This is a genomic window from Exiguobacterium sp. s26, assembly GCF_018618235.1.
Classification (GTDB): domain Bacteria; phylum Bacillota; class Bacilli; order Exiguobacteriales; family Exiguobacteriaceae; genus Exiguobacterium; species Exiguobacterium chiriqhucha.
Window position 1 is genome coordinate 335,734 of record NZ_JACSLS010000004.1, and the last position, 22,888, is coordinate 358,621.

A 22,888-nucleotide genomic window follows, 5' to 3' on the forward strand; every position below is an offset into this window, starting at 1 on the left:
CCGTTCAAAGTTTTTGCTTCAATTCGGTATAATGCTCGTTCGCCAAGTCGAAATAGACGAAGTCCCGACGTTCAATCCGGTCGAGCGTCGCATGGAAGTCACGCCAGCCCCGCTCGACGAGTTCCGGCGTCAGTTCTCCGGCCTCCGTCGCTTCCTCGAACTCGTCCTCGTCTTTACGGACGACATCCCCATTCGGGAAGATGAGGATATCGAGCAACAAGTCGTCCATGTACGGAATCCCATCCTCATGTCCGATGGCTTCGACGATATCGATGTACCATTGGACGATGTGGCCTTGGTCATTGAACATGACAGTCACACCGAACGGCTCGTCGTCCGGGAAATATTGGAGCCAGGCGTAGCCAGCGTCGGCGACGATGAACTCCTCTCCCTTGTGCATCTTATATTGCGGTGCGCGCACCGCATCGATTTGAAATAAGGCGACGGTACCGGAGAAACGGTCATCATGTACCTCCATTTGCGCGTAGCGATGTTGCAAGATCCGTTCCCAGTCTCGGCGATTAGCAAATTTTCGTTTTGGCATATGTCTCTCTCCTTTTGACCCAATTCATACGTAAAGAGTTCGCCAAAATCCGACATTCCCCTGTTCAATCGTACAGATTGTGTTGATTGAACGAGACGAGGTGACTTTGTTTCAATCGTTTTCGCTCCACCATCCGGGTAAACGCGTCAGTCGAGATGAAGCGATTGCCCGGGTGAATCGTCGCCAGCTGCAGCAAAATGAATCGAATGCCGCGCTCGCCTTCCTGCAACGGGACATGGAACATCGTCCCATCCTCGTTGAATCGATTCAAGAATAGCTCGATTTTGCAGTCCTCTTTTAACAGGCGCGATGTGACGAAGGCGGTTTGGCTGATGAGCGATTCGAAGTCGTGATGGAGCGTATAACCGGACGGACCGGTCAAATCCAAGGCAAACGTGAACGTATCGAGCGTCGTCTGTTGAAATACTTTTGACTGCAGTCGTCCGAGTTTGGCGGTCGCATACCAATCGATTTCCTTCACCGGTTCCCCTTCATACGGTTTCGACCCGATTAGTTGCAACGGATTTCGAAGCGGTGACGCCAAGTGCGGCCGGTCCCCGAGCGCTAGCCGCTTCGTCCCGACCGGTGGATGCAACAGGAGCGATGGAAGCACGGTCCACTCTGTATCGATCGGTCGTTCATACAAATACGTCCCAAGGCGAAACGGGAGCGTGACGGCGATGACGCACTCCTCGAACATGGCTGGACCGCGATACTCGGCGCGCACGACCAATTCGTGGCGGGCGCGACCGACATCGACCTCATAGTCGAGCACGTTCGGAAGGCGCTCATGCGCCGGAAAGCTTATTCCTGAGCTCGCCTTCAAACGAATGCGAAGTGGCAGGCCGAGCCGGTCCAACTCGCCCACCCCATCAACCACCAACACGAGCCGACTCTCGTCCCCGACAAACAGCAGTTCTTCGTATTGCGTGGACTGGAGATCGATGTGCCGCTCGAGTTGTTGCCGCGTCCGCTCCAGCATCCAAATCGCACTCGCGACAATGAAACATAGATAGCCGAATCCGTAGACGTACGGGAAGAACACGAGCATGACTCCGCTCACGATATATACGGGCAGGAACCGTCGCTGTAACCAAACGTGTGTGGAGAGTGTCATCGTCAGCCCTCGACCGGTACAGGGACGGTGTCTAAAATGTGCGCGACAACGTTCGCTTTCGTCGACTTGATGCCGCCTTCAAGTGTTAACGTGATGCGATGGGCGAGCACATACGGTGCCACGGCTTTGACGTCTTCCGGGATGACATACAGCCGGCCGGCCAAATAGGCATAGCTTTGACAAGCACGGAGCAACGCGATTGCGCCGCGTGGACTGACCCCGACCTCGACGGACGCATGGCCACGGGTCGCATGGACGAGACCGAGCATATAGTCGAGGACATCGTCTTGGATCGCGACTTGTCTCGTCTCGGCCTGCGCTTCTTGCAGCGAGGCGAGTGACGTCACGGCCTCGATTTGTTTGCGGGTCTCGGTCAACACTTGCAACAACAGTTCCCGTTCTTCGGCGGCGTCCGGATAGCCGACCGGAATCGAAATGAGGAACCGGTCGAGTTGGGCGTCCGGAAGAGGGAACGTCCCAGCCGATTCAATCGGGTTTTGCGTCGCGATGACGAAGAACGGCTTCGGCATCGGATACGTCTTCCCGCCGATTGACACTTGTCGTTCCTCCATCGCTTCTAACAGCGCCGACTGGGTGCGCGGGACGGCTCGATTGATTTCATCAATCAGGACGATGTTCGCGAAAATCGGACCTTGCCGATGGTCAAATCCTTGCGTCTGCATATTGAAGTAGTCGGTCCCTATGACGTCGGACGGGAGCAAATCGGCCGTAAATTGGATGCGCGAGAATGACCCGTCTAAACTGCCGGCGATCGCTTTGGCGAGCAACGTCTTCCCCGTTCCAGGTACGTCCTCGAGCAAGATGTGCCCTTCGGCGAGAAGCGCCGTGCAGCAGAGCCGGACGACTTCACCTTTCCCCAAATACACTTCATTCAACTGTTTGATGACCGCTTCGATTCCCATTTCGTTCCCCTCCGTTGGTAGATGTCTTATTCGAATTTTACCTGTTTATGGTAATATAGACAATAAATAGTCTGAACATTCCGATAAGGAGGGAAAAGATGAAGTGGTCATCTCGATTTATAGGGTTCCTTGTTGTGACAGCTTGTCTCGTAGTGATGTTCGTCTTTATCAGCAAGGAGACGTTCAGTTGGTTCCAAACAATCAATACACCTGCTCCAATCAGTGTGATCGAAATGGGCAAGCCAGAAGAGGCACCACCGCCAAAAGGTGGTATTGATTTGGGTTCTACCGATGAGAAGGGAAACGATGGAGAACGGCAAGTGAAGGAAGACATGCTCAAATTCAAATTTAGTAGCGGGAATGGTGATGCCCCAGGCGGACTCGGCACATTGTTCGCCTTCCTTGCCGCCATCGGGTTGACCGTCTATGGCGTGCGTAGATGGCTGCGTCGTCGACGGGGGAAAGGATTCACGTTTTCTAGTAGACAGAATGCCTTGGCGCCACTGTCTCTCAACGCGGACACATCGATTGAGGCACGGACGTTCCCGATGCTCACGAATATCGAACTGAGGGATTGGCTGATCACGTTCAACGCGTCGCTCGCCCCTGAGTTAAAACTTCGGACGAATGAGACGGTCGTCGACTGGTTCGAGCGCATCGAGCTGACAGATATCGATGCCTCGCTCTATCATCTGATTCGCTATGGTCCCGCATCCGATCATGACATCCCGTTCGAGCAGCAACAACGCTTTCACGAGGCACTCGACCGCTACTTGAAGCGGCAACCCTGAGCGAGAAAGTACCCGGGTTCTCAATGACTGGCAAACATGCTACGCTCATTGATAACAGGAAAAAAATGTAACTTTCTTAGGAGGTTTGATTGATGAAACGCCTAGGCCTACTCGGATTCAGTGTGTTTTTATTGACCGGGTGCACCGATTCCGTTGAGCAACCCATCGTCCCAGCCGATACAAATGAGCCGTCGTCCGAAGACATCACCGCTTGGACGCGAGAAGATTTTAAGGACGTCTTCGACCAATACGAAAAAGTAGCGCCGCTCTTGACGGCACTCGAGAACGATGGTCTCAAACCGTTCCGCGAGACGTTCGAGCACGTCGTCATCGCCGGCGACGGCATCCAGCATACATACGCCGATATTCATCCGTTCAAACTCGATGACGGCACGTACGCCACCGTCTATGAGAGCGAGAACGGGGACATCGCTAACGGTCCCGAGTCGGTCGCCCCGCTGTTTTGGCAAGAAGCATCGTTCCTTCAATTCGTCGAAGAGATTGAAAAACGGAAATATGGGACGAGTGCCCCACCGACGGACGTCGTTTTGACCGAAGACGAGTTTCAGGCGCTCTATAACCGTCACGCTTATACGTCCGCACTCATCGTCGAGCTCGACGAATGGGGCGTGCAAGTCGCGCGTGACCCGCTCGAGAACGTCATCATCGCTGGGAACGGGGTCAAGGAAGTGAAGGCCGATTTGATCGTCTTTGAGGTCGAGGGTGGCTATGCCATCGTCTATGACCGGGACGGTGAGATCTTCAAAGGGCCGGAGTCGATTGCTCCGCTGTTTTGGAGCGAGACGGATTATGAAAACCTACTCGAGAAACATGAATGACTTATCGGAAGCGTCGTTTCAAGTCCCGGTACTCGAGTAGCAAATTGAGCCATTGCGCCGGCTTATCGCTCGACTCAGCTACATCGTACCGGTATCTCGTCACATACACATGCCACGACAAGGCACGATAGACGCAACCGAGCTCCTCGGCGATCAGTAGATGACGCCAAAGTACGTCCTTGGGTGCGACGCCGCTCCACGCTTCCAAGTAAACCGTACGCATCGTTTGAATCTGTTCATACCAGGCGACCTCGTCTTCTTCCGGCAATAAGTCGTACAGCGCGTTCCAAAACACGCGCACGCTGAAAAACGGATGCGTGACGGTCGCGTCGCCCCAGTCGAGGATACACAAATCATTCGTCCGTTCCCGCCAGAAGATGTTGCCGCCGTGCAAATCACCGTGCTCGAGACTCATCGGCATCCCAATCGCCAGCTCATCGCACATGGCGATCAATTCGTCTTGAAGCGCGAGCATGACCTCGGCTTTGTATTGCTCGAGCCCGACACAGAGCTCAGGCAAATATGTTTGGATTTCATCCTTCAATGTGGCCGGTCGGCGGTCCGGGATGCCGTAAGACAAGTAGGTCTCAATCTGGTCGATCTCTTGTCGCTGCAACTGTGCATATTGGCGCAACGCGGTTTCATATCGACTCACGTCCGGCCGTGCACGTAACACCTCTCCGCTGATGTCTCGCATGAGTAGCCAATTCTGAGCTGAATCGATGGCGATGACGTCGGGGACGAGATTTGGATGCCGCTCGGCCAGAAACGCCGACAATCCGGCCTCGCCGCGGCTGATATCGGTCACCGCTTTGGCGTAGTAACGTTCCTCATTGAGCGCGCCAACAAGCAAGTACGTCAAATCGGTATCTTTGATCACGTGCCACCTCGCATTCTGCACGTTTGCCTCAATCCATCGTTCGAACCGTTCACGAAACGATCGGTCACGCCATGGGATTGCCTGTCTCATCCTGTTCACCCTTTCTTTCATCATCTCCTAGGAGGAAACGATATGGACGTTGTATATTACTCATACCCGGTCGATGCCATCTTGTATATGTACTTAGGGGCGACGGCCGTCGTCAGTCTCACCATCGGGCTGCTCGTTTGGCATCTGTTCAAGCGCCGAGCTGTCGGCTTTTGGACAACGCTCGTTCTCAGCTTTGTCGGGCTGTCGCTCTCGCTCGTCTGGTTTCAAAACGCGTCCGTCGCCGCGTTCATGGGGACACTCCCGTGGCTGATCAATCTCGTCTTCTCCCTTTTGTTGTACGGCCTATTCATCGGCATCATCTATGTCACGTTCCGACCACGAAAGCTCGACCGCGTCAAATGACGGTATGCTATACTCATGTTAATAAACGACCACTAGGGGAGCCTTCGGGCTGAGACGGCATGCGCCGGACCCTTCGAACCTGATCTGGCTCATACCAGCGTAGGGAAGTGGTGTGGGATTCGTCTGTTTTTCCACGCCACTTTTCCACTTGGAGAAGTGGCGTTTTCATTTTGAAAGGAGACTATCTATGCGTATTCAACAACTCACTTGGATGGCGATGCTCGTCGCCATCGCCGTCATCGGTTCCCTGTTCATCTCGATTCCGACCGGTGTCGCCCGTGCCTATCCGATTCAACATATGGTGAACGTCATCGCCGCCGTCACCGTCGGACCGATCGGGGCCGTTCTCGTCGCGTTCGTGACCGGACTCGTCCGTGTCATGACCGGTACTGGGTCGCTCTTGGCCTTTCCCGGAGGTATGATTGGGGCGCTTTTGGCCGGGGTCTTCTATATGAAGACGAACCGCGTAGCCTTCGCCGCATTTGGTGAAGTCATCGGGACCGGCCTCATCGCTTCGCTCGTCGCCGTCCCGTACGCCAAGGTGTTGATGGGGAGCGAGTTCGGGGCGCTGTTCTTCTTCCCAGCCTTCCTTGCCTCGAGTGTGACTGGGGCCGTGCTCGGCTGGATTGTTTTGGCTCGGGTCAAGCAATTGCGACCGCTCACGGTGAAGCGATAAATACTTTCCTTCGATCGATAGGAAATGGTAAAATAAGGATAACATATAGAGGGAGGTCATCTCTTGAATCGATTAACGCTATTGCTTACTGCCACCGCTTGCCTGTTCATGTCCGGTCTCTTGTACACGCTCGAACGGATCGCCACGTTCACCCGCTGGAATGCCCAGATTGCGACGGGTACGTACTCGAGCGAGCCGATGTTCGTCGATGTGTTGCTTCAAAACGTGTTCATCTCGATTTTTGGGGTGGCCGCAATCGTCCTCTTTTTCAAAGCGGGCAGTGCTGTCCAAAATACAACGTCCACAAAAGCAGGGACAGCCGACTCATGACGGCTGTCCCTACTTAACGTGATACACCCAAATCTCTTCCCCGTTTGCCTCATCAATCAGGCCACTGTCGACAAATCCCCCCTTCGCATAGAACCGTTTTGCCGGTTCGTTCATCGGATGCAAACTGAGGATGAGGTCATCGACATCGAAGCGTTCTTGCATCCACTGAATCGCAAGTTGTAAACATGTTGAACCGATACCTTTCCCTTGCTCTGTCACATCGATCATAAATCGATCGAGCCAGATGTAACGCTCCACCTTGTTCTCGGCCCCAATCATCATGAAGCCGACGGGATGATCATCGCGACAAAGTGCATAGCACTGCCACGCATATTTGACATCGGTTTCCATCTCGCGGAGCGATTCGGCGTTTGTTTCGATAAAGCGAGCTTGGTCAGAAGCGACGGTCAAGGCGACAACAGCCTCCCGGTTCGTGTCATCGACAAGTTGAATCGTCAGCGTATCGGCAGCCATCGGCGTACCTCTTCCATGTCCAGTCCGCGCTTCGGCAAGATATAGGCGCTGACCGAGGAGTTGTATAGATACACATAATCGTCCTCCTCGACGACTTCCTTGATTCCTGCCCATGACACACGCGTCTCGCCGAACTCATTTAAATCGCGCAGACCAGTCTCCTCCAAATCCATCGTGTGGGGACCAATCATGCCTTCGTTGCTGCGTTCGTCGATGAGACGCCGCGTCTGCTTCCGGACATGCCGTTCAAAGTATTTCGGATAATACAGGAACCAAAGAATACTCGCGACCCCGTATATGCCATATAGCCACCAGTCCGTCTCTTGGAGCCACGTCGCCAGCACGAAAGCAGCGCCTAAAAAGATAAGTGGTCCGATGATTCGCTGTAAGAGAATCATCCGCTTTCCTGTCTTCGAACGTTTAATATGGCTCAAGTTGAACCGGATATAGTCGTCTTCTGTCAATTCGTATTGGATTTTCATCATCATTCCCTCCTCGGTGTCCTATACGTCTCACGTGAAGAAAAGTTCCGTTCAGAACGTTGATTGGATAAACTAAAAGAAAGGAGTGACATCATGAAACAAATCCACCATCTCTGCATCCAAACGCCCGATTACGAGGCGTCCAAACGATTCTATGAGGCGCTCGGCTTCGAGCTCGTCCAAGAGTCACCCGACTTCCACACCCGATCGTTCAACAGCTGGCTCAAACTCGGTGACTTTTATATCGAGCTTCAAACGGCAAAAGTCGACGAGACGTTGTCGCCTTATTCGAAGCACGTGGCCGGACCGGTCCACTTCGCGCTTTATGTCGATGACCTCGAAGCGGAAGTAAGGCGGCTTGAGGACATTGGCGTGACGTTCCTACCAAAGCACGGCGGGAACATCTACTTCGTCGTTGACGGTCATTTGAGTAAATTAAAAGCTCCGGAAGGCACGATTATCGAGCTCCGGGACACGTTCTTAATCAAGTGAGGCGCTGCCTCGCTTTTTTTATTGCCAAAATCGCACACCCTCATGTTTTTCGCCGTCTTCGAACAGGTACATGACAGAGAACACACTTTGTCCGTACCGTTTGGAGGTCTTTCATGAAATATCTCGATTATTGGAGTTACTTATCGCTCTCCCTCGCCAAGCTGTTCCTATTCAGTCTGTTGACGGCGAGCGCGTTCGACCTGCGCTTTTTGTTCATCAATCTAGCGACCATCTTGATGATGACGAGTTGGGCGCTACTCATAAAACAACAGACGCGCCGCTGGATTTTGTTCGCGTCGCTGTTTCTGCACAGCACGCTCCTCATCTCGGACGTCTGGTACTACCGCTATTTCGGTAACTTGCTGTCGGCCGCCCTACTGTCTGATATCGGCCAGATGGGAGACGTCGGGGGCGGCTTTCTGACACTGATTCAAGCGCCCGACTTCATCTTGTTCACGGACTTGCTCGTCTACGCGGCTGTCCTCCTCTATATGAAGCGACACCCCATCACGGAACCAAAACGTCTCGGTCGCCGTTTGGCGGTCGCCGGTTTTCTTGTCGGCTTCATCGTCTTTACCGTCCCTACCGTCGTTCATTACGCCGAAACAGATCACCGGAAAAGCTCGATTTCGAACATGCGCGAGTATTATCAGCTCGGCTTTTGGGGCTATCACGGCCTCGATGCATTCCGCGGCATTCAGGACGCCCTTCATCTCGGTGACGACCTGACAGAACGGGAGCGCAACCAAATCGAAGCGTTAGCGACCGAACCAGTTGAGACCACAGCCGATACGAACGTCATCGTCGTCCAACTCGAGTCGTTCCAAGCTTCCGTAATCGGCCAGACGGTTAACGGTCAAGAACTGACACCGAATCTGAATGCGCTCCGCGACGAGATGCTGTATTTCCCGAATTTTTATCATCAGACGCACGAGGGACGGACGTCTGATGCGGAATTCACCGTCAACGCCTCGCTCTATCCCGTCAAATCAGGTTCGGTGTATACGCAGTATGCGACGAACACGTTTGACGCCTTGCCTGAGCAGTTACGACGAGCCGGCTATGATACGGCCGCGATGCATGCGTTCGACAAGGAGTTTTGGAATCGTGCCAACTTCTATGAGCAGATTGGCTACAATCACTTCTTCCACCAAGACGATTATCCGGCCGATCCGGTCATCGGTATGGCCGTCGGCGACAAGGAGTTCCTGACGACATCGGTCGACCACTTGGACACGTTGGACGAGCCGTTCTATTCCTTCATGGTCGCGTTGACGAGCCATACGCCGTATGAGATTCCGGACGAGGAGAAACGGTTGGATCTATCGGAATACGAGGACCCGCTCCTCCAAGACTATTATCATACCGTCCACTACACCGATGCCGCCGTCGGTCTCATGATTGAACGACTGAAAGCCAACGGGACGTGGGATGACGCCTTGGTCGTCTTTTATGGCGACCACGACAGCGGATTGACCGCTGCCGGTGACGAGATGGCTATAAAAGCAGATGCCGACTCCACGGTCGATTTGTTCCAGCTTGACCGCTCCGTCCCGTTATTCATCAAACCGGCCGGACTTGAACGAGGTCAGACGGTGAAGGTGAGCGGCGGTCAAGTCGATTTGGCCCCGACCATCCTCGATTTGCTCGGGATGACACCGACGTACATGCTTGGAAATTCGCTCCTCGACGACGAGCCCAATTTGACCGTGTTCCGGAACGGCTCGTTCCGCTACGACGACCTCTATTTTGTCCCGGATTTGACAGAGCCGGTCGGTGGCGGCATGTGTTATTCGGTCGAGACCGGTGATGACTTACCGCTTCAAGCATGTGAACCATACATTGACGAGGCCGCCGAACAGCTTCGCTTATCCGATACAATGATTGAGAAGGACGCCCTGTCCGACTTCACACCAAACGACAAACAAGCCGCCCCGAAATAATCGGGACGGCTTGTTTTGGTCAGTAGACGTTTCGTAACGCGGCGACATCGATTTTCTTCATCGGTAAGAACGCTTGCGTCACGCGCGCCAGCTGCTCCTTTGTACCGGTCGTCAGCATCTCTTCCATCTCCCAAGGCACGATTTGCCAGGAGACACCATACCGGTCTTGGAGCCAGCCGCACTGTTCCGCTTCCGGGACGGCCGACAGCTTGGCCCAGTACTCGTCAATCTCGGCTTGCGTCTCACAAAATGCGATCAGCGACTGCATCTCATTGAAGGCGAATTGATGATTCTCCGCGCTGTCCATGGCGACGAACTCGCGTCCGGACAAGACGAAGCGGGCGTAATTGAGCTTCCCTTCCAACTCTGGACCGTCTGTCGCCTCGTAACGAATCATATGGTCTTCGAGCACGTAAGAATCCGGGAAGATAGAAATCCAGTCATTCATCGCCGCCTCAGCGCGGCCGAAGACGTCCCCGACGAACAAAAAGCATGGGGTCACCGTCTGGATGTCCATCCCGCCGCTATGCATGATTTGCCAGGAGACACCGTACTTGTCTTTCAACCAGCCGTAGCGCTCACTGAAATCATACGTGTCGAGCGGCATGAGCACCTCTGCCCCATCCATAAGTTCGTTCCACAGTGTCTCCACTTCTTCCGACGTCGGGAACGTGACCATATACGAGATGGACGGGTTGCGTTCCTTCAGCGGACCAGCCCCGAGCAGCTGAAAGAACTGTCCTGCGAGCGAGACGGTCACAATCGTCGTCTCACCTGATGGCGTATCCGTCAGTTTCGTCGTATAGTCGACGAATGAATCGGGAAACTTCGACACATACCACTCCGCAATTGCCTCAACGTCACCTTCGAACCAAATGCACGGGATAATCGGTTGAGTAATCATAGTCTTTTCTCCTTTCAGACTTCGTGGAGACGATACACCTCACGAACCGCGAGCAACGTCTCTGCCGCCTTCCGATACGCCTGATAGTGAGATGAGTTGATGTGCGCGTTGAGCGCCGTCTCGTCTCGATACTTCTCATAGAACACGAACGTGCCCGGTGCGTCGATTGACTCATGGAGCACATACGTCAAACATCCTTCTTCTTGTCTCGACGGGGGAATGACCTCATCGAGCGCTCGTCGCAACTCGTCCTCTTTACCCGGGTGCGCCTTCAAAATAGCGGTAATCGTAATTTCCATACGCGATTCCTCCTTTTAATCATCTGTTCGTTCATCTGTTCCCTAAACGAAACGAATCTATCCCAAAAGCGGGCATCTCGATTGAGACGCCCGCTTGCAATTATTTCTTGTGTTTCGGTTTGAACGGCCACCATACCCCGTCCCCGAACGATACCGTGATTGCTGGGATGAGCAGTGGCAACACAATCAATCCGTATAACAACAGTCCGGTGATGACGATCGTCGCAATCTGGACGAGACTGAGTACGCCAGACGGGATCATCGCCCCGAACGTACCGGCAAGAATGACGGCCGCTGTCATGATGACCGTCCCCATCTTCGTCATCGAATGGACGAGCGCGTCGCGCACCGTCATCCCGTTGATCGACTCCTCGCGGAACCGGTCGAGCAGGAAAATCGAATAGTCGATGCCAAGGGCGATCAACATGACGAACCCGAAGAACGGAACAGCCCAACTGATGCCGTCATAGCCGAGTCCTTCGACGAAGATGAGCTCCGTGATGGCTGCTGACGTGTAATACGTCAATAAGAGTGAGCCAATCATATAGAGCGGCATGACCATCGACCGGAACAACACCGTCAAAACGATGAACAGCGTCACGAGCATGATGGCGACGGTCCGATTGAAATCGTTCGTCGACGTCTCATTCAAGTCGCTGTTAATGCTCGAGATACCGGCATACCCAATCGTTGCCTCCGCGAACGGCGTATCGGTGACGACCCGGTCCATCGTCGCTTTCACGGTCTCGACCGTGTCAATCGCTTCCGGCGAATATGGGTTCATCTCGAGGATGACCTCGAGCTGTGTCGCCGTCCCGTCGTCAAACACGTAGCGCTCGATAGCTGGAGCGAACTCCTCTGACGTGAGCGTCCCTTCCGGTAGATAGACGCCCGTATCGCGCAGGCTGTCCGAGCTACTCAGGTCTGATAGGAATGCTGCCACTTCATTGATGCCTGTCTCGATTTGAACAAGCCCTGCGTTCGCTTCACCGACACCAGCAGCGAGTTGTCCGAGACCCGTTCCGAGTTCCCCGGCTTGGGCGCCTTGTGCTGTCAATGCCGTAGCTGCCTCGTTAATGCCTGCCTCGATTTGACCGAGACCGGCCGACACTTGCCCGAGCTGCGTTACGGTCGCAGGAATATTTTGCGTCGCCGTGAGTCCTTGGCCAATCAGACCGAGCTGAGCGTTCAATTGACCGAGTCCCGCTGCCGCTTCCGCGAGCGGGGCACCGGCGTTCGTTGAACCGCCCGGCAATTGATTGACGACGGCGTCAAGACCAGCTTCCACTTGCGTGAGTCCATCCTGGACGTCACCGAGGCCAGTCTCGGCTTCCGTCAATCCTGCACTCACTTGTTCGAGCTGGGTGTCCACGTAAAAGTCATCGATGACGTCACCGGTCGGACGCGTCACCGAACGGACGCCGCTCACCCCATCGATTTTTTCAAGTTCACTCGAGAACTTCTCGATATACGGAATCTCCGCTTCGGAGAGGTCGCCGTCTTGTTTCAAAATGACTTGGACCGGCAGCGACTCCCCTTGCCCGAATCCTTCTGAAATCAAGTTGAGGCCGCGTACGGAATCATAATCGTCACCGATCTCATCGACCGTATTGAATGACCGGGCATCGTCATACGTGAACAACACCGGTACGGTAATCAACGCGACGACGAGAATCGAGACGAACGGCCGATTGACCGAGATGCGGCTGAATCCGGCCCAGAGGCGGCTGTCGTGATGTTCGCCCGCCTTTTTCGAGGGCCAGAACAAACGATGCTTGAGCGTCGCCATAAAGAACGGCACGACCGTGAACAAGATTAACAGTAAGACAGCAATCCCGACCGCGACGGCGACGGCTGATTTGAAGATTGGGAAATCGGCGAAACCGATAGCCGCAAAGCCGACGAACACGGCGAGACCGCTGATGAGGACTGTCCGCCCTGCCGTTTTGTACGTGTTGACGATGGCATCTTCAATCGCGTGACCCGCGCCGAGCTCTTCTTTATACCGGCTGAGCAGCAAAATACAATAGTCGGTTCCAATCCCGAACAAGATGGCCACGAGGAAAATCTGCGTATAGTTCGAGACCGGGAAACCAAACCAATCAACAAAGAATGCGACGAACGATTGGCTCAATAAATACGTGAATCCGACCGCAATGAGCGGGATGAACGGTGTCACGATTGAGCGGAACACGAGTAGGAGCAGTCCGAAAATGAGGACGACCGTGATGATTTCCGTCTTCTTCAAGCCTTCCTGCGCACTCAAGTTCACATCGTTGTTGATGATTTCTTCACCTGTGATGTAGACCGTCTCGTCTTCCGGGAGAATGTTCGCCCGCACGTCGTCTGCGAAGGCGTTGATGTCTTCCATCGACCCTTCGACCGTGATTGGGACGAGCACGATGCGGCCGTCCTCCGAGACGAGCTGTGCTTCCGTCTCTTCACTTTCAAACGGGTCGAGTACGTCTTTGACGACCGTGTCGTTTTGTTCCATCTCGTCGATGACCCGGGAAATATCGGCCCGTTCGGCATCACCGAGCGTTTCGAACTCATAGACGAGTGAAATTGTCTTGTCGCTCTTCCCGGCGGCGTTCAAGATGTCCTGCACCCGCTGCGAGTCCATATCCTCTGATAATTGGAAGCTGCCGGCTTGTTCGGCCTGCTTCGTCAAGTTCGGGGCCGCCACAAACAAGGCGGCTGTCAAGACGATGAGACCGATTAAGATGCCCCAGCGCCATTGGATGATTTTATGCACGTGTTATTCCTCCCCAATTCGAAGCAGCTGTTTAATTTTCCGGAACGTCCGGACGAACTGTTCGATTTCTGTCTCTTCGATGTTTCCGTCGAGCAACGATTCGACATAACGGTAGACGGCCGCATCCGCTTCTTCGACGATGCGATGTCCGGCTTCCGTCAACTCAATCAACCGCTCGCGCTGGTCATGCCCGCGTCGACTGACGACGAGCTCTTTGTCGACGAGCTTTTTTAACCGGTTGGAGACGGCGCTCTTATGAACTCCTTGTTTTTGGGCCAATTGCCCGGCTTGAATCGGACCGAACTGTTCGAGCAGCTTGAGTAGCTGCAGTTGTTCCCGCGAATAATCATGCCAGACGTCACCGTCCATTGCCTCGATGACATGCTCCGCACCTTGGAACATGACCTCTTCGAACAACTGGACGGCTTCCCGCATCAATTCCTTCATTTTGGTTTACCCCCTAAACTAGATAAGGATAGTTTATGACCTAAACTATCAACCGTCAACTAAAACGACCGATGAAGTTGTTCCTTCACCGGTCGAGTGGATACACATATGTATAAAACGTCAGCGTTCGTCCTTCCCATTCCAGCTGTCGTGCCTCGCCATCACGGATAAAACCGGCACCCCTTAATACGTGTTGGGACGCCACATTGTCGCTCGTCGTCTCAGCTCTCAATCGATTGAATCCAGGCAACTCGAACGTCAACAATTGGCGCAGGGCCGCCGTGGCATACCCGCGGCCCCCATGCTCCGCCCCGACCCGGTAACCGACCTCACCAGTGTCGGTATCGGTGTGATGGACGTTCAGACGCCCGACGATTGTATCGTCGTACCACATCAAGTAATAGCATCCGTCCCCGTCCGCCTGCTCGCTCAATAGTTGCTGCAACGCCTGATGGAATGATTCCGGCTCATAGTAGGTGTCGCCTCGGCTCGGAACCGAACGCTCGAAATACGTGCGATTCTCGCACTCGAACTCATACAGCAACGCCTCATCTTGAAGACGTAACGCCTTTACGCTTACCCGATCCATGTGACGAGCGCCTCCCGCTGTCTCGACGCCTGGGCGAAGACACGTTTCAACTCATCGAACTGGTCCAATAAGTACTGTTTTTCCTCGAGTCCCCACTCCCGTTCAAATGGGTACAGTTCCTGCTCGTTCATCGTCGCGACGTCGTAGCGCGCTTCTAGCGCCTCCAGCTCGATGTATTGAAGTCGGGTCGACAAGTCCTCGACTTCTCCCGGCATCAAATAGGCGATGCCCGTCTCTTCGTCGATGACATCCCCTCCGAAGACTGCCTTCCCGAGCGAATGACGGTCGATCTCGTTCAAATCGGTCGCCCCGGTCAATAAAAAGTAAAGACCGTGCCACGCCTTATCGATATCGGTCTGTCGTTCCTCATCTTCTAACAGTTGCTCGAAACGCTCCGGCTCTTGAAGCAGTGCTGTCAACTCTTCGACCGATACCCGCATGTATGCGCCAACCATCCCCATGTCTGATTCCCCTCTCCAATTCATATGTCTGACTATTCGGCACGGTCATGAAAAAAACCTTCCGAAGAAGGTTTAGCGCATCGCTTCCGCGACACGGAGTCCTGAGACGTACGCGCTCTCGAACCGAGTCCGGCCTGAAGCGTCATCCGGCTCGAGGAAGACGTCACCGGCCAAGAAAATCGGCTCGTCACGCAATCGATGGTAAGGCTCGTTCCAGACGTCGGTCGCCTGCGCATAGCGCCACCGTTTCAACTGCCTCGATTGAATCACCGCCGACCCTGTCACCGTTTGCAACAGGCGCTCAATCTCACGAAGCGTGTCTTCGTCCGCTCGTTCATACCACTCCTCGCTCCACGACTCGTCCATATAGACGCTGACGAGTTCGGTCGCCGAGATGCCTTTTTGGCGGTTGTTGATGACTTTCAAGATACCCGGCGCCAAGTCTGTATCGAGAATCCCGTCCGGACCGATGGGAGTATCGCTTGCCAATTCGAACAAACCGACAAACGTCGGGGCGTACGTCAATTCACGTAACGCCGCATCGACCGGAAAATCTGCGAGCAAGTCGAGCGTCTGCGGGAGCGGCGACGTGATGAGGAGACGGTCATACTGTCGCGTCGTCACATCCGTCTGGACGCTGACCTGACCATCTCGTGTCGTGACCGTCTCGACCCGTTCGTTCAAATGGACGGTCAATCCGTCAGCCAACCGTTTGGCCAAGACGTTCATCCCGTCGACGGCGACGTAGCGCGGATACGGGTCGGCGTACCACACGTTGACCCACCCTTTCGTCTGCCAGTCGGCGACATCTTGTTTGAGTTCTTCCCCTCGTACGGTGAAATAGACAGCCCCGTGATCGGCTTTGCCGTCTCCGATCCGTCTCGTCGCCAAGCGTCCCCCGACGCTCCGACTCTTTTCAATCAATTCAACTGTATGACCGTGACGGGCGAGGTCGCGTGCTGCGACAATCCCGCTCAGTCCGGCACCAATAATACCAATGTTCATGTCCATTCCCCCTTCTGTCAGGAAGATTGTATCATGACCGAGGACCCGTCGCCGGAACCGATGCGCTTCACGCCGATCGATTCCATTGCTCATCATACTCACAGCGCGTGTCTTCATACATGACGGCGAAACGGCTGACGATGAACGGGCGGATTAGTGCAATCGCAACGAGGTAAATCAACGATCCGAGAATGACGGATTCGATGCTGATAAAGAACGTTAATCCGACCAAGAATAGCGGGATGAATGGCAAAATCAACTTGAATGCTTCCCACTTTCGTCCGCGCATCAACGTCCGTGATTTCGTGATCGCCTCTGTGATGGACAAATCGGGCTCGTCGCGCAAGATAAAGAAGGTGAAGGCGTACGAGAAGTACTTCACGATGCCCGGTACAAGTAGTAACAATGACCATAGCACTTGGAACAACATGACGAGCAATCCGGCAAGCAAATGTTTACCGTAGCGATGTCGGAACGGCGTAAAGACATCGCGTAACGACGACGACTTCCCGCGGACCGTTTCTAACATCAACCAGTTGTAACCGATGATGACCGGGAGCAGTCCCGCGTACAAGATGAGACCCGCTAGACTGATCAGAGTGAGTGCCAATGAATCATATTCGAACCCGAAATAATACGGATCCATCATCAATCCAATCTCTAATACAATCGAGCACACAAATGACCAGATAATCAATGTACCCGTCTTCCCTTTTACTGCGGCGCGCGCCCGTTCATTCCATGTCTGAATCATCTTGTTTCCCCTTTTCGTTCTTCTTTCCTGTCTTATACGCAACGTGATGGAAAATGTTTCAAACTCCACAAAAAAACAGGGCAATCGCCCTGTCCATCAATCTTCCCGATATTCTAAAATGTCGCCCGGCTGACAGTCGAGCGCCTGACAGATTGCTTCGAGCGTCGAGAAACGAATCGCTTTCGCTTTGCCGGTCTTTAAAATCGACAAGTTCGCCATCGTGATGCCCACTTTTTCAGACAGCTCGGTCACACTCATCTTTCGTTTCGCCAACATTACGTCAAGATTTACGATAATCGCCATATGTCTCACCTCAGACCGTCAAATCATTTTCTTGCTTCATGTCGATGGCACGCTTCAATAGTTTCTGTAACAGTTCCGCGAATACGGCGACGACGAACGCGGCAAACACAAAGACGAGCCCGATGAGAAGGAACCCAGGCGCATCATCTCGCTCGGCGAACCAGTAGAAGAACGGGAGCGTTCCGATATAGACGGCCGTGATTGCCAACGCACAATACTTGATTGTGCGGAGTGATTGGACAGCCCGATACGAGAACCCTTCGTCGCGGTCGATCAACCGGAGCAGCATGAACGCTTGGAACAACGCAATGAAGAACGGGATGGCCGATACATACATACCAATCACAATCGGACGAATCGAGTCCTCAATCCAACTCCCACTCTCGACCGCCTCGCGCCAAATGTACGGAAGTAAAAACAAGCAGGCCGCCACAATCGGGACAGCCAGAACGAATACGGCCAACCGTAAAAAAACCGTCTCTCGTTTCATGATTCAGACACCTCACCTCGTTTGATACCTTCATCATAATCTGTTTTTTATCGTTTATCAATAAATAATAGTCGTTAATAAATAAAAACCTCAGGATATCCTGAGGTTGATCTTTATTTTAGGGCTTCGAGTTCATCCTCTGTGACCCATTTGTGGTTCGTGACGTCTTCCCCGTCGTTTGTCGTGAAGTCGACCATATACACCGTCGTCTGTTCGGCCGAATCAATCGTCGCCTCGGCGCCGTCCATCCCGTCCATATGGTCTGTGGCCAGAGTGGCTTCGGTCCCTTCTTCTAACGGTGCCTCGCCTGGATTGTCGAGTTCTTCGTGAATGACCCACTTGTGATCCTCGACCGGATTGCCCCCATCCCTCGGGGTATAAGAGACCGAATAGACGGTCGTGTCATATGCACCGACGATTGTCGCCTCGGTGCCATCCATGCCCGGCATATGGTCGGCCGTCATCATCGCGGTCGACCCGACCTGGAACGTCGGATCTGTCGCTTCACTTAATCCGCTCGGCACCTCTCCTGATCCCGAATGGTCCATCATCGAATGGTCCGAATGTTCTTCTGTCGAGTCGCTCGTCTGCTCCTCCTCGGCATCTCCACAAGCTGCCAAAGTCGTCGCGAGCAACATCACGCTCAAACCGGTCATCCATTTTTTCTGTCTCATCGAATCTCTCCCTTACGTCTTTATCTTTATACGTTACCCTGCTATCGAGGTGGTGAGACGTTTTTGAGACCGATGCGATGATTTGTTATCGCTTTGATACATTAAAAGACCGCCTCGCGGCGATCTTCTAATTAATTCGCGTGCTTCACATCCTCGAACAAGCCGAGCGCGAACCCGGCCACCGCTCCGATCGTCGTCACGATGAGCACGTAATTCAAATCAACCCCTTGCCAGAACTGGCCTTGCATCACGTTCGTGACTTCAATCAAGACGGTCAACACGAGTGCCGTGACGAAGCTGGCCAATAGGAAGAAGCCGAGTGCCTTCTTCCCGTACACGATGACGCCGAGCATCGTACCGAAGGCCGTCGTCAACATAATCAGGAATGCCGTGTTTCCGTACGTGTCACCGAGCGTCGGGAAGATGGCTGCGAACGTTTCACCGACCGCAAACCCGAGCAAGATGGAGGCGACCATGCCAATCGTGCTCAAACCGACATTTCGAATCAAGTGTTCTCGGTGACCGAGCAATAAGAACAACAAGATGCTGCCGACGACACCGGTGAGGAACGTGACGAGCACACCGGCTTCAATGAAGAGACTGAAGAGGAAACTGCTGAGTAGGAACGACACTAAACCAATCAACAACCCGATTGCCCAATGCGTCCGGTGACTTCCATGGACAATGTTCATGATGCTCATCCCCTTTTATGTGTCCTACTATCCTATTGACCACTTTTTCAACTATGAAACGAGTTCTCTCTTTCTAGTTGGCGGTTTCCAATCGAATTCTCCACATCGTCACAAAAAGACCGTCCCCAAACGAATCACGGGACGGTCTGTGCCTCAATGGTGCTTGATTTTTCTCAAGATAACCAACATCGGGAGGAGCAAGAGCGCCGCTGCCCCAAGCCCTACTTGAATCGACGTGTAAAGGGCGAGCAATCCAATCAGCGGACCCCCGGCGACTTGACCGAACGCGTCGACCTGACCGAACATCGACAAAATCGTCGCCCGGCCTTTCGATGGGAGCCGCTCGTTCGTCATGACGCTCATGAGCGGATAGTGCACGTTACGCAGTGCCGCAATCGTCCAATACAGCAACACGGCCAACCAAAACTGTCCGACCGAGGCGAAAGCAAGCATCGCGATGATGAGCAGCACGTTGAACCAAAACAAGGTCGTCGCATAGCGTCCTTTGACGTATAGCTCGACACCTTTCAACACCAACATGTTGAGTTGAAACGCGACGGCATAGAACAAGCCGAACCAATACACGGCCGCCTGTTCCGACAACTGGAACGTCTCAATCAAATGCGCGCCCCATAAACCGGTCGAATCCTTCACTAGCGAGACCCCAGACGAGCGTGATGGCAGCCAAGCCGACGAGAATCGAATTGCCACGGATATGAGTGTATCCGTCCCGAACCGTCCGTTTCGCTTGCACGAGATTCGACGTATCGGCTCGCGTGATCGGTTCGAACCGCGTCTCTGGCAAGACGCGCCATGCGATGATCGCGAGCGTCACCAACATCCCCCCGGCAAGCACGATTGTCATTTGGACAGACGTGACTTCAGCGAGGAGGACGGCGAACCCAATCCCGACGAAGCGGCCGAGCGAGCTATACTGTGCACCTCGCAAAAACACTTGTTCTAAGCCGTCATTCCCCATCTCATCGGCAATCCATGCCTGTTCGGCCCCGCTAATGAACGTCCAGCCGATACCCCATAACGCTGACGCGACCGCGATGGCCCAAAATTCAGGGATGCCCCCTTCTAGCAAATGGGCCAGTCCAATCAAACCGATACCGATGACCATCGACCGCTTCCGCCCATATAAATCGGCGACGAGACCGGTCGGTAGCTCAAATAGTAAAATTGATACTTCTAATATCGTTCCGATCAAGACGAGTTGTAACGCATTCAACTCGGCGGTCGTCACATAATAGATGGCGTTCAACGTGAACACCATCTGTATGATGAGCGAACGCGAACTCGATACTGCATAATACAGCTGTTGAATCTTCAATTGTATATTCCTCCGATAGGATTGTTCCAATACAGTGAATCATCGGAGGAGGTGGCCAACTTATGAACGCACGTCCTCCGGCAGGATGAATGTGTCAAATAGTTGGATTTGCATGGCGTTCTCTCCTTAGTCGTTATACCTTCAGTATACAAGCCGGTTCGCATGACGTAAATCACAACAAAAAAAGCCAAGATCCCGAAAGATCTTGGCCTATCATTTATTCGACTGTGACTGATTTCGCCAAGTTACGTGGCTTGTCGACATCGCAATCACGCGCAAGTGCCGCGTAATAAGAAATGAGTTGAAGCGGTAACACCGTCACGAGCGGCGTGAGCAGTGGCTCGACACGCGGCAAGACGAATGAATCACTCTCGTGTTCCATGCCTTCCATCGAAATCGTGCAAGCAATGGCGCCACGAGCGACAACTTCCTTGATGTTTCCGCGGATGTTGAGGTGCGTGTTCGGTTGCGAGACGAGTGTGATGACCGGTGTGCCATCTTCAATCAAGGCGATTGGTCCGTGCTTGAGCTCACCACCTGGGTAGCCTTCTGCTTGGATATACGAGATCTCTTTGAGCTTGAGGGCACCTTCGAGACCGACGTATGAATCCATACCGCGACCGAGGAAGAACGCGTTGCGTGACTCTTTCAAGAACTTGTCTGCCAATTGCTCAAAGATTTCTTTTTGAGCCATGACCGAGTCCATGATCGTCGCGATACGCGCGAGCTCTGTCATGAGGTCAAACGGAAGCTTCTTGCCGTTCGCACGAGCGATGTCGTAGGCGAGGATGGCGAGCACGGCGATTTGGGCCGTGTATGCTTTCGTCGACGCGACCGCAATTTCCGGGCCGGCGTGGAGGAGCATCGTCTCATTCGCTTCACGTGAGAGCGTCGAACCGGCAACGTTCGTGAGTGTAAGCGCCTTGTAGCCGCGCTTCTTCACCTCGACGAGGACGGCACGGCTGTCCGCTGTCTCACCTGATTGTGAGATAAAGAGGAACAACGGCTTCTCTGTGAGGAGTGGCATGTTGTAACCGAACTCAGAAGCGACGTGCACTTCTGTCGGCACACCTGCGACGCGCTCAATCAATTGCTTGCCGACAAGACCAGCGTGGTAACTCGTACCGCAAGCGACGATATAGATGCGGTCCGCTTCCGATACGAGCGAGCGCACGCCTTCCGTCAGCTCGATGTCACCGTTCTCGTTCTGGTAGTGTTGGATGATGTTGCGGATGACGGCCGGTTGCTCGTCCATCTCCTTCAACATGTAGTGCGCGTACGTGCCCTTCTCGATGTCTGACGCATCGATCTCGGCCGTGTACGGGGCACGTTCGAGGACCTCGCCGTCGAGCGTCTTGATCGTCGCCGATTCGCGCGTCAAGATGACGATCTCGCCGTCGTGGAGCTCGAGGTACTGGTCTGTCACTTGGAGCATCGCCATCGCGTCAGACGCCACGACGTTGAACGTTCCGTCGCCGAGTCCGACGAGGAGCGGTGACTTGTTCTTACCGATGTAGAGGCGCTCTTGATCCTCTGAGTCGATCATCGCGATTGCGTACGAGCCGTGGAGCTCAGCCAACGTCTTGCGGAACGCCGCCTCGACGTCGCCAAGTTCGACGAAGTTCTTCTCCATCAACTGGACGATGACTTCCGTGTCCGTCTCCGAGAGGAACGGGACGTCGAGCGTCGCCTTGATCTGCTCGTCGTTCTCGATGACACCGTTGTGGACGAGCGTGAAGCGGCCCGTCGTGCTCTGGTGCGGGTGGGCGTTCGGGACGCTCGGCACGCCGTGTGTCGCCCAACGTGTGTGACCGATTCCGATCGTGCCATCTACTTCTGCTGGGACGACTTCGCGTAGCGCAGCGATTCGGCCGACTTCTTTATGCACGTTCACGTTATCATGCATCAAAGCAAGACCTGCCGAGTCATAACCACGGTACTCAAGTTTTTCAAGACCTTTGAGAAGGATTTCCTTCGCTCCGGTGTTCCCAATCATTCCTACAATTCCACACATACAAAAATCTCCCTTTATTTTCGATTTCTCGAAAAAGGAAACGGGCTTTTTCTAAGAGCTGTCAACGCGCTCCCCTTTGGCCGTCCGGTCGCCCGGGCGTTTTGAGGGTTTGCTTGTAGTCGTGACAGGCGACTAGGAGGCATCCGCCGAAAACTCGATAACCTCCAACCTCGTCAACTCCGTAGAGTTCTGGCGCTTGTTTCGTACTGGGTGTCCTTCCG

General features: G+C 53.8%; 28 protein-coding genes and 1 riboswitch. Of the genes, 7 read left to right on the top strand and 21 right to left on the bottom strand.

Annotated features, from left to right (window positions below):
- Positions 1-4: 4 nt before the first annotated feature.
- The 3 genes from KNP82_RS08855 to KNP82_RS08865 all read right to left on the bottom strand — a co-directional run bounded on the left by KNP82_RS08855 (position 5) and on the right by KNP82_RS08865 (position 2,584).
- Entirely contained in the window at positions 5-544 is a 540-nt protein-coding gene (locus KNP82_RS08855) for a ribonuclease FAU-1 family protein (protein ID WP_214827621.1), read from the bottom strand.
- A gap of 64 nt (positions 545-608) precedes the next feature.
- Positions 609-1,661, bottom strand: coding sequence for a DUF58 domain-containing protein (locus tag KNP82_RS08860; protein ID WP_214827623.1), 1,053 nt, complete (start codon positions 1,659-1,661; stop codon positions 609-611).
- Between the two features lie 2 nt (positions 1,662-1,663).
- Positions 1,664-2,584, bottom strand: coding sequence for an AAA family ATPase (locus KNP82_RS08865; RefSeq protein ID WP_214827625.1), 921 nt, complete (start codon positions 2,582-2,584; stop codon positions 1,664-1,666).
- 98 nt (positions 2,585-2,682) lie between these two features.
- Between KNP82_RS08865 and KNP82_RS08870 the strand changes: the two genes are divergently transcribed.
- Positions 2,683-3,375, top strand: coding sequence for a hypothetical protein (locus KNP82_RS08870; RefSeq protein WP_214827627.1), 693 nt, complete (start codon positions 2,683-2,685; stop codon positions 3,373-3,375).
- A 92-nt stretch (positions 3,376-3,467) separates the two neighbouring features.
- Positions 3,468-4,214, top strand: coding sequence for a hypothetical protein (locus tag KNP82_RS08875; RefSeq protein ID WP_214755962.1), 747 nt, complete (start codon positions 3,468-3,470; stop codon positions 4,212-4,214).
- A 1-nt stretch (position 4,215) separates the two neighbouring features.
- Here KNP82_RS08875 and KNP82_RS08880 read toward each other — a convergent pair whose 3' ends face one another.
- Positions 4,216-5,184, bottom strand: a complete 969-nt coding sequence (locus tag KNP82_RS08880; RefSeq protein ID WP_131472141.1) for an aminoglycoside phosphotransferase family protein — start codon at positions 5,182-5,184, stop codon at positions 4,216-4,218.
- Positions 5,185-5,226: 42 nt separating this feature from the next.
- Here KNP82_RS08880 and KNP82_RS08885 point away from each other — a divergent pair, with 42 nt between their 5' ends.
- From KNP82_RS08885 to KNP82_RS08895, 3 genes are all read left to right on the top strand, one after another.
- Entirely contained in the window at positions 5,227-5,547 is a 321-nt protein-coding gene (locus KNP82_RS08885) for a hypothetical protein (protein WP_131472139.1), read from the top strand.
- Positions 5,548-5,571: 24 nt separating this feature from the next.
- Positions 5,572-5,670, top strand: a riboswitch (TPP riboswitch).
- A gap of 64 nt (positions 5,671-5,734) precedes the next feature.
- On the top strand, positions 5,735-6,223 hold the full coding sequence (gene thiW, locus KNP82_RS08890; protein WP_214827629.1) for an energy coupling factor transporter S component ThiW: 489 nt from the start codon (positions 5,735-5,737) through the stop codon (positions 6,221-6,223).
- Between the two features lie 63 nt (positions 6,224-6,286).
- Positions 6,287-6,553, top strand: a complete 267-nt coding sequence (locus tag KNP82_RS08895) for a hypothetical protein (protein ID WP_214827630.1) — start codon at positions 6,287-6,289, stop codon at positions 6,551-6,553.
- A 9-nt stretch (positions 6,554-6,562) separates the two neighbouring features.
- Here the strand turns inward: KNP82_RS08895 and KNP82_RS08900 are convergent, their stop codons facing one another.
- On the bottom strand, positions 6,563-7,027 hold the full coding sequence (locus KNP82_RS08900) for a GNAT family N-acetyltransferase (RefSeq protein WP_214827631.1): 465 nt from the start codon (positions 7,025-7,027) through the stop codon (positions 6,563-6,565).
- Positions 7,009-7,509 (bottom strand): YcxB family protein, encoded by a 501-nt coding sequence (locus KNP82_RS08905; RefSeq protein WP_165569440.1) that lies wholly within the window; start codon positions 7,507-7,509, stop codon positions 7,009-7,011. The genes KNP82_RS08900 and KNP82_RS08905 overlap by 19 nt, the downstream gene beginning before the upstream one ends.
- Before the next feature lie 93 nt (positions 7,510-7,602).
- On the opposite strand from KNP82_RS08905, the gene KNP82_RS08910 reads away from it, so the two are divergent.
- Positions 7,603-8,001 carry a VOC family protein gene (locus KNP82_RS08910; RefSeq protein WP_214827632.1) on the top strand — a complete coding sequence of 133 codons (399 nt, stop codon included), beginning with the start codon at positions 7,603-7,605 and terminating at the stop codon, positions 7,999-8,001.
- A 113-nt stretch (positions 8,002-8,114) separates the two neighbouring features.
- The gene (locus KNP82_RS08915) at positions 8,115-9,944 is read left to right on the top strand and encodes an LTA synthase family protein (protein WP_021065866.1); all 1,830 of its coding nucleotides are present in this window, start codon (positions 8,115-8,117) and stop codon (positions 9,942-9,944) included.
- Between the two features lie 19 nt (positions 9,945-9,963).
- Here KNP82_RS08915 and KNP82_RS08920 read toward each other — a convergent pair whose 3' ends face one another.
- The 15 genes from KNP82_RS08920 to glmS form a co-directional block, all read right to left on the bottom strand.
- Positions 9,964-10,848, bottom strand: a complete 885-nt coding sequence (locus KNP82_RS08920; protein WP_214827634.1) for a VOC family protein — start codon at positions 10,846-10,848, stop codon at positions 9,964-9,966.
- A gap of 14 nt (positions 10,849-10,862) precedes the next feature.
- Entirely contained in the window at positions 10,863-11,147 is a 285-nt protein-coding gene (locus KNP82_RS08925) for a putative quinol monooxygenase (protein WP_021065864.1), read from the bottom strand.
- Positions 11,148-11,247: 100 nt separating this feature from the next.
- Positions 11,248-13,902, bottom strand: a complete 2,655-nt coding sequence (locus KNP82_RS08930; RefSeq protein ID WP_214827637.1) for an MMPL family transporter — start codon at positions 13,900-13,902, stop codon at positions 11,248-11,250.
- A 3-nt stretch (positions 13,903-13,905) separates the two neighbouring features.
- The gene (locus tag KNP82_RS08935) at positions 13,906-14,349 is read right to left on the bottom strand and encodes a MarR family winged helix-turn-helix transcriptional regulator (protein WP_021065862.1); all 444 of its coding nucleotides are present in this window, start codon (positions 14,347-14,349) and stop codon (positions 13,906-13,908) included.
- A gap of 85 nt (positions 14,350-14,434) precedes the next feature.
- Complete coding sequence (locus tag KNP82_RS08940; protein WP_214827642.1) at positions 14,435-14,938, bottom strand: GNAT family N-acetyltransferase; 504 nt, start codon at positions 14,936-14,938, stop codon at positions 14,435-14,437.
- Positions 14,926-15,399, bottom strand: a complete 474-nt coding sequence (locus KNP82_RS08945) for a YfbM family protein (RefSeq protein ID WP_214827645.1) — start codon at positions 15,397-15,399, stop codon at positions 14,926-14,928. The genes KNP82_RS08940 and KNP82_RS08945 overlap by 13 nt, the downstream gene beginning before the upstream one ends.
- Before the next feature lie 72 nt (positions 15,400-15,471).
- On the bottom strand, positions 15,472-16,404 hold the full coding sequence (locus tag KNP82_RS08950) for an NAD(P)/FAD-dependent oxidoreductase (protein WP_251128690.1): 933 nt from the start codon (positions 16,402-16,404) through the stop codon (positions 15,472-15,474).
- Positions 16,405-16,471: 67 nt separating this feature from the next.
- Positions 16,472-17,158, bottom strand: a complete 687-nt coding sequence (locus tag KNP82_RS08955) for a DUF975 family protein (RefSeq protein WP_029594442.1) — start codon at positions 17,156-17,158, stop codon at positions 16,472-16,474.
- A gap of 96 nt (positions 17,159-17,254) precedes the next feature.
- Entirely contained in the window at positions 17,255-17,461 is a 207-nt protein-coding gene (locus KNP82_RS08960) for a helix-turn-helix domain-containing protein (protein ID WP_029594441.1), read from the bottom strand.
- Between the two features lie 10 nt (positions 17,462-17,471).
- Positions 17,472-17,951, bottom strand: coding sequence for a DUF2975 domain-containing protein (locus KNP82_RS08965; protein WP_029594440.1), 480 nt, complete (start codon positions 17,949-17,951; stop codon positions 17,472-17,474).
- 113 nt (positions 17,952-18,064) lie between these two features.
- On the bottom strand, positions 18,065-18,625 hold the full coding sequence (locus KNP82_RS08970) for a YdhK family protein (protein ID WP_029594439.1): 561 nt from the start codon (positions 18,623-18,625) through the stop codon (positions 18,065-18,067).
- A gap of 131 nt (positions 18,626-18,756) precedes the next feature.
- Positions 18,757-19,317, bottom strand: a complete 561-nt coding sequence (locus tag KNP82_RS08975; protein WP_029594438.1) for a hypothetical protein — start codon at positions 19,315-19,317, stop codon at positions 18,757-18,759.
- Positions 19,318-19,470: 153 nt separating this feature from the next.
- On the bottom strand, positions 19,471-19,971 hold the full coding sequence (locus KNP82_RS15530; protein WP_241764560.1) for an MFS transporter: 501 nt from the start codon (positions 19,969-19,971) through the stop codon (positions 19,471-19,473).
- Complete coding sequence (locus KNP82_RS15535; RefSeq protein ID WP_241764559.1) at positions 19,931-20,653, bottom strand: MFS transporter; 723 nt, start codon at positions 20,651-20,653, stop codon at positions 19,931-19,933. The genes KNP82_RS15530 and KNP82_RS15535 overlap by 41 nt, the downstream gene beginning before the upstream one ends.
- 217 nt (positions 20,654-20,870) lie before the next feature.
- Positions 20,871-22,667: a glutamine--fructose-6-phosphate transaminase (isomerizing) gene (gene glmS / locus KNP82_RS08985; protein ID WP_029594437.1), complete on the bottom strand. Its 1,797-nt coding sequence runs from the start codon at positions 22,665-22,667 to the stop codon at positions 20,871-20,873.
- Between the last annotated feature and the right edge of the window lie 221 nt (positions 22,668-22,888).